This window comes from Microcystis sp. T1-4 (assembly GCF_000297435.1).
Classification (GTDB): Bacteria; Cyanobacteriota; Cyanobacteriia; order Cyanobacteriales; family Microcystaceae; genus Microcystis.
In genome coordinates this window covers 1-6,323 of sequence record NZ_CAIP01000420.1, presented here as the reverse complement: position 1 = coordinate 6,323, position 6,323 = coordinate 1, and the positions used below count along the sequence as shown (strand labels likewise).

The window sequence follows — 6,323 nt, the reverse complement described above, 5'->3', positions numbered from 1 at the left end:
GTGTTTACTATTCCCTAGGAAAATACCAAAAAGCGATCGAGTTTCATCAACAGTCCTTAGCAATCCTTCGGGAAATCGGTGATCGGGGGGGTGAAGCACAATCTTGGTTTAATCTGGGACTTACCTACTATAAACTCAAACGTATATCGGAAGCGAAAGAAGCATTTCTTCAGTCGCGGGAATTATATCAAGCATTGGGGTTAGCAGGATATGTTCAAAAGTGCGATCAGGCAATTCGGCAATTAGAAACCCGAAAATATCCCTTAATCGTTGCTTTCTTTCTGGGGGTGGTTATGTTTCCTTTAGTTTTAATTGGGGGGATAATAGTGGCATTGTGGCGATTGTTAAAAAGATGGTTGAGGAAAGCATAATTATCGGTAGGATGGGTTAGGAATCCCTTATTTTTAACCTGAGTTTCACATCTGCTAATTTCCCCTGATAACTACCATAAAGTGAGAAATTATAGTAATATTTCTAAGGATTACCAGAAAAGAAAGAGCGCCATGCTGCTGTTCCGATCGCTCCTCCTAAAAGAATAATTAACGTCCAAACTTGATTTTTTTGGGTTCCTTCCAGCTTTTCTAGTCTTCTATCCATCCCATCGACTTTCTCAGTTAGTTTTGCTTGTCCTACCTCTAGCTTAGTTAGCCGTTCGTCGATTTTATCAAATTTCTGGTTAACATCCTTTTGTAAGCTATCAAATTTCTGGTTAACATCCTGTTGCAAGATGTCGATTTTTTGGTTAACCTCCTTGATGCTGTCTTTGATTTCCTTGAGGACAGATTCAAGACTATAAGTAACGGTTTCGTTAGACATTTTGGTAACATCCTTGGGAGTAATGATAGTATAATAATTTTATTTTAATCCTAAATCTGGTTATTAAAGACTGATTATTTATTGCCTGTCCTGATAAGTAGGGAGGCACAATTATTTGTAGGATGGGTTAGCGGTAGCGTAACCCTTGCAGGTGTTGGGTTTCATGCTTCAACCCAATTTACGTTCTGATTATCTATTGCCTGTCCTGATATGTAGCCTATACTCAACGGATTTAGTATAACTATCTCTGCCATTACTTTTGAAAAATGCTATAAATTTCCTCGGCAATATTTCTGCTACCTCCAGACTCTCCCACTCTAATTTTGCCATTTTCTAAACATCTGTGTAAATAAGGAGAATCTGTCAAAATATCAATAATTTTAACCGCGGCATTTTTAAATAAATTCACCTCCGTGGGTTTCTGTCCAATAGTTATCACCGATTCCCCTAATAAGCGCATCTGTGCCTCAGCAAAAGGATAGGTAAATTGGGGACCAAATCCGGGTATTTGTAGGACGGGTTTTCCTAATCCCACCGCTTGTTCTACTGCTGTCCCCGCCATGGCTAAACAACCGTCACAATGGTGTAGAATATCGGCAAAAGCATCACGATAACAGCACAATAAAGCCCCATTTTTCTCTAATTTTCCCGCTCCTAAATAATGCCATCCCTCTTGTTTAGCTAAATTTTCTAAGTCGGTTTCTCTGATACTAGGAATGATAGCAGCCCGAAACTGCATCGGTTTAATTTTAACTATTTCCTCACAGACTTGTAACTGTAAAGCCAAATTACTCAAAGCTTCGGGTAAACGACTCCCCGCTAATAAAGCAATCATGGGAATTTGACTATCTAATTCTAAATCTTTACCCGTTGGTGTTAAGACATCCATAATCGGATAACCGGCAAAAATCGCTTTTTTAATACCCCGATTTTGTAGGTCTGTTGCTGTATATTTATCCCGGGTAAAAACTCTTAAACAATTCTTCGATCTTAAACATAATTCTGTCAGTAAAGGTAATTTAATTGTGCCTTCGTAATAACTGGAAGTAGAAACAATAAAAGCCACAAAGGGACGACCGGTTAAACTAGCGATCGCAATCGGCACTATATCCCCCACTGCTATCAATAAATCACAATCCTTGCTAACTTTAAAAGCTGCCTGAATTTGCTGAATAGTTAGACTAATTAATCCCGCACCAATATCCTTAATCCAATTCAAAGGATTGGTATAAATAATTCCCCCCGATGGCATAGTGGCAGTGGGGGCAATAATTGGTACTGACAATTTTTGATAAGCTTTTCCCTCTCCCACTAAAGGCAAAGCAGCTATAGATAATTGGGGCTGAATTTTTTGTAATTCCCCCAGAATTAAACTAGCATTTAAATCCTCACCATGACCATTACTAAGAAATAAAACCTGTTTAAGCATCGATTTGTTATCCTCTATATTCCCTTGCTGCCAAAGAAACCGCCACCGTCACCGATTTTGCTTCTATTTGCTTGCTGACTAGCAAAGTATCGCCCATTTTTAAAGCGGCAGCTTCAGCGACGCTAGGGGTTCCTTCTTTCTTGTTGACAATAGCTGAGGGATTGGGGACATTAATATCTCTCAACTCCTCAGCAGTAAAGGTTTTTAGTGGCAATCCTTGCTCTTGACAGTAGGCAATTAAACCCTGTTCATTAGCTTTGATGTCAAGGGTGGCGATACCAGCAATAGCGGCTAAAGAGAGGTGATAACGCTTAAAAACATCCCTAATTGCCCTATCTATGACCGCTTTCTCCGTCCCACGGATGCAACCTATTCCTAGCCATAATAATCGTCCATGGTACTGCACTTTTGCCCCGGAAGGATCGGGGTAAAAACCAGGTTGGCTAAAACCTGTCCACAGGGGACCTATCCCAATTAAATCGATTGCGGGTGAGTGGAAAGCAGGGGAAGCGCTAGTCATACAAGACTATAATATTTTTACCGGTTGAAATTGTTCGCCTTCGTCCAGTTGCCAAGCTTGTAAATTGATCGCTCGTCCTGAAACTACGGAGACAATTAAATAAGTATATCCTGACCAGGCTAATTGGCGATCGATTTCCGAGGGAATGGCGGCATGATCGGGATGGGAATGATAGATACCGATAATTTCTAGCTGGTTTTCCCGCGCCGATTTTTGAGCTTGTAAAAGCACTTCTGGCGCAATACTAAAGCGGTTTTTCCTATTACCTGACCAGTTATTTTCTGTGGTTTGCACGGTGATCACTTGGGCTGCGGTTTCGGTAATTTTTCCCACGAGTAACCCACAACATTCTTCGGGATAGGTGGATTCGGCGTGGGTGACAATGCGCTGGTAAATTTGTTCTGTAATCAGGATCATAAGGGAAAATTTTCAAAACCTATCTATCTCAATCCCTCAAAATCAGTTATTTGCCCAGACTCCGAGGTACAAAGTCTTCTTTTTGGCGAGTCGTTCCTCAGCAGTCGATGGCAAATTCGGTTATACTTTATGCTGAGGATCAACGCCGTAGAATTAATTCTAACAAAATTGTTTCAAAAAAAGCCGGAGGTGCCTGAAGATGAGAAAATTCATAGAATTGATTTTAAGAAAACTTTTCAAGCCAGAGGTGCCTGAATTGGTACAGATTGTCCACAACCGGGAAATGTCAGCGCTGGGGGGATTTGCCAAGACAGCAGAATCGATCGATAGTGATAAGTTTAGCGGTCAAGAATTTCTCATGTTTGTGAAGATTAAATACTGTCTAGCTAGAGGAATTGGAGAATACGCAGGACTAGATGAAAGTATTAAACTACTGCAAGGAGCGATCGAAGCAAAAAATAGTTATTTAAGCCTTGATCAAACAGAATTTCGTTATCGTAGTTCTAAACAACAGGATTTTTATCAATATGTGGAATCTCTGCTTGCCTCTGACTACGAAGATAAGGCGGCTTTTCAAGCTAGAGTAGCAGAAAAGTTGCTGGAAACTCTGCCCGATGTGAAAACGGAGGAGGGAAAAGTTGCCCTAAAAGCCTATCAAACTGAATTGGAACGTCTGGCAGAGTACGAATTAGGATTAAAACTTTTATCCCTATTTAAAGCCTACCAACTAGCGGACTATTCTGTCCTCAGAACTGTTTCTGATATCGTGGAGACTTCTCGCGAAAAACAAACACTAGATTATCCTAGTTTAGTTGTTTTGGTAATTAGTAAGTACGAAGTTTTTGAGAAGCTGAAAAATATTATCGGTGTGCCTAATAATAAGAGCAAACCGGAAACCTATGCTCGAATGCTGCAATACATTGCCCTGACCTACAGACATAGCAAATCCTACGCTCAATTTGCCGAATTGTTGAAAGTAATGCGTAAATGGTATCTTCCCTATCGCGCCATTCTTGACATCCGCCAACGCTATCCCCGCACCTCTTTTAAACTACCGAAGCAATTCTCGGAAGATATTCCTGGGGAGGCAATTTATGATAAATATCGTAAGTCCCTAACCGACGCTAAAACAGGATTAACCTATGTGGATTTTGGGAAAGACTAGCTATTTATTGGGGATGATGGCTAAGGTGCAGCTATTTGGTTTGATTCCTAAACCGTTAAAGAGAAGGTTGAGCAGCAGTATCTAAATTTTCCCCTTAAAACTTGGCGAGAAGGGAACCCGAAAAGGGATAAATTGGCCTGGGAATTGAGAGTAAACTTAACCCGCATCGCTGACTCAGGAATAACTTATTCTTGGCCGGTTCCAGCCAATGTTAAATTTATCTTATTGTCCCCTAACCTTTGCACTGAACTGATAAATGTCGATCGATTTTCGCAATCTTAATACACTTTGGGGTTCTATTTTAGTCGAAACATTGGCCCGTTTGGGATTGAAGATAGGGGTGGTTTCTCCCGGATCGCGATCGACTCCTTTAACGATAGCCTTGGCAAGACATCCCCAGATTGAAGCTATTCCCATCTTAGACGAGCGCTCGGCCGCTTTTTTTGCCCTGGGATTAGCCAAACAATTATATCAACCGGTGGTTTTAGTCTGCACTTCCGGGACCGCCACGGCTAATTTTTATCCCGCAGTCATTGAAGCAAAAGAAAGTCATGTCCCCTTATTAATTCTAACCGCCGATCGCCCCCCAGAATTGCGTCATGCTCACGCCGGTCAGACTATCGATCAAGTCAAACTCTACGGTAATTATCCCAACTGGCAAGCGGAAATTAGCTGTCCTAGTGCCAATATCGAGCGTTTACGCTATCTCCGTCAAACTGTCATCCATGGGTGGTGGCGCTGTCTCGATCCTGTCCCCGGAGTGGTGCATCTGAACTTACCATTTCGGGATCCCCTCGCACCGACTCCCGATCTAGAAATTAACAATTTAGAGGCTAATTTTGACCAAGAGGCTTTTTTTAGCCACATATCTCGGCAAAATATGCCCATTAACCGCTCAATTCTCGAAATTCCTTCTTTACCCCCCAAAGGAATTATCATCGCGGGATTAGCTTCCCCGCAAAACCCCGAAAGTTACTGTCAGGCGATCGCTAATTTAGCCCGATCGCAACAATATCCCGTCTTAGCAGAAGCTTTATCTCCTCTGCGAAACTATGCAGGGTTAAATCCCCATCTGATCACCACCTATGATTTATTATTGCGGAATCCTGCCCTTAGAACCCAATTAACCCCCGATGTTGTCCTACAAATTGGCGAATTACCCACCAGCAAAGAATTACGGACCTGGTTAGAAGAAATCGACTGTCCGCGTTGGATTATCGATCCCCATCCCGATAATTACGATCCTCTACAGGGAAAAACCAGACATCTCAGGGTAAATATCGAGCAATTAGGGGATTTATTCCCAGAGCAAACCGAGAATAACCAAGAATATCGGCAATTATGGCAGAAATTCGACCAGCAAGCCAGATTAACCATCGATCGCCTTTTGGCAGCAGAAACTAAACTGATTGAAGGGAAAATCCCCTGGCTGCTCTCCCAATACCTCCCCCCCCGCACCCCGATATTTATCTCTAATAGTATGCCTGTTCGCTATGCGGAATTTTTTAACCCGCCTAGCGATCGCCAAATTCGTCCCTATTTTAATCGCGGGGCCAATGGCATCGACGGCAACCTCTCCACTGCGATGGGAATAGCTTATAAAAATGTCCCTAGTCTGCTATTAACGGGAGATTTAGCCCTATTACACGACACAAATGGTTTTTTAATCAAAAAATATTTTGTTGGCTCCTTGACCATAATTTTAATCAATAACAAGGGGGGAGGCATTTTCCAGATGTTGCCGATCGCCAAATTTGACCCTCCCTTTGAAGAATTTTTTGCCACTCCCCAAAATATCGACTTTTGCCAACTCTGTCACACCTACGGTATCGATTACCATTTAATCAGCGATTGGACTGATTTTCAGGAAAAAATCGCAGTTTTACCGGAATCAGGCCTAAGATTACTAGAAATATCCTGCGATCGAGCTTTTAATACTCAATGGTTCCTCAGTAATTATGTGTAGGGTGTGGGGT

General features: G+C 41.9%; 7 protein-coding genes. 3 read left to right on the top strand and 4 right to left on the bottom strand.

All coding sequences use genetic code 11. The features are described from left to right. Nucleotides 1-371, top strand: a 371-nt coding sequence (locus MICAI_RS20710; protein ID WP_039900625.1) for a tetratricopeptide repeat protein, incomplete at its 5' end; no start/stop codon positions are given. Between the two features lie 103 nt (nucleotides 372-474). Here the strand turns inward: MICAI_RS20710 and MICAI_RS20705 are convergent. The 4 genes from MICAI_RS20705 to MICAI_RS20690 form a co-directional block, all read right to left on the bottom strand. After that, entirely contained in the window at nucleotides 475-816 is a 342-nt protein-coding gene (locus MICAI_RS20705) for a DUF4164 family protein (RefSeq protein ID WP_008206721.1), read from the bottom strand. Between the two features lie 253 nt (nucleotides 817-1,069). Then, nucleotides 1,070-2,245, bottom strand: coding sequence for a lipid-A-disaccharide synthase-related protein (locus MICAI_RS20700; RefSeq protein ID WP_008206720.1), 1,176 nt, complete (start codon nucleotides 2,243-2,245; stop codon nucleotides 1,070-1,072). 7 nt (nucleotides 2,246-2,252) lie between these two features. After that, nucleotides 2,253-2,765, bottom strand: coding sequence for a cobalamin biosynthesis protein (locus MICAI_RS20695; protein ID WP_008206718.1), 513 nt, complete (start codon nucleotides 2,763-2,765; stop codon nucleotides 2,253-2,255). Between the two features lie 6 nt (nucleotides 2,766-2,771). Next, nucleotides 2,772-3,182 carry a Mov34/MPN/PAD-1 family protein gene (locus MICAI_RS20690; protein ID WP_008206716.1) on the bottom strand — a complete coding sequence of 137 codons (411 nt, stop codon included), beginning with the start codon at nucleotides 3,180-3,182 and terminating at the stop codon, nucleotides 2,772-2,774. A gap of 199 nt (nucleotides 3,183-3,381) precedes the next feature. Here MICAI_RS20690 and MICAI_RS20685 point away from each other — a divergent pair, with 199 nt between their 5' ends. Both MICAI_RS20685 and menD read left to right on the top strand, forming a co-directional pair. Next, on the top strand, nucleotides 3,382-4,347 hold the full coding sequence (locus MICAI_RS20685) for a hypothetical protein (protein ID WP_008206713.1): 966 nt from the start codon (nucleotides 3,382-3,384) through the stop codon (nucleotides 4,345-4,347). 256 nt (nucleotides 4,348-4,603) lie between these two features. After that, complete coding sequence (gene menD / locus MICAI_RS20680) at nucleotides 4,604-6,313, top strand: 2-succinyl-5-enolpyruvyl-6-hydroxy-3-cyclohexene-1-carboxylic-acid synthase (protein ID WP_008206711.1); 1,710 nt, start codon at nucleotides 4,604-4,606, stop codon at nucleotides 6,311-6,313. The last annotated feature ends 10 nt before the right edge of the window (nucleotides 6,314-6,323 follow it).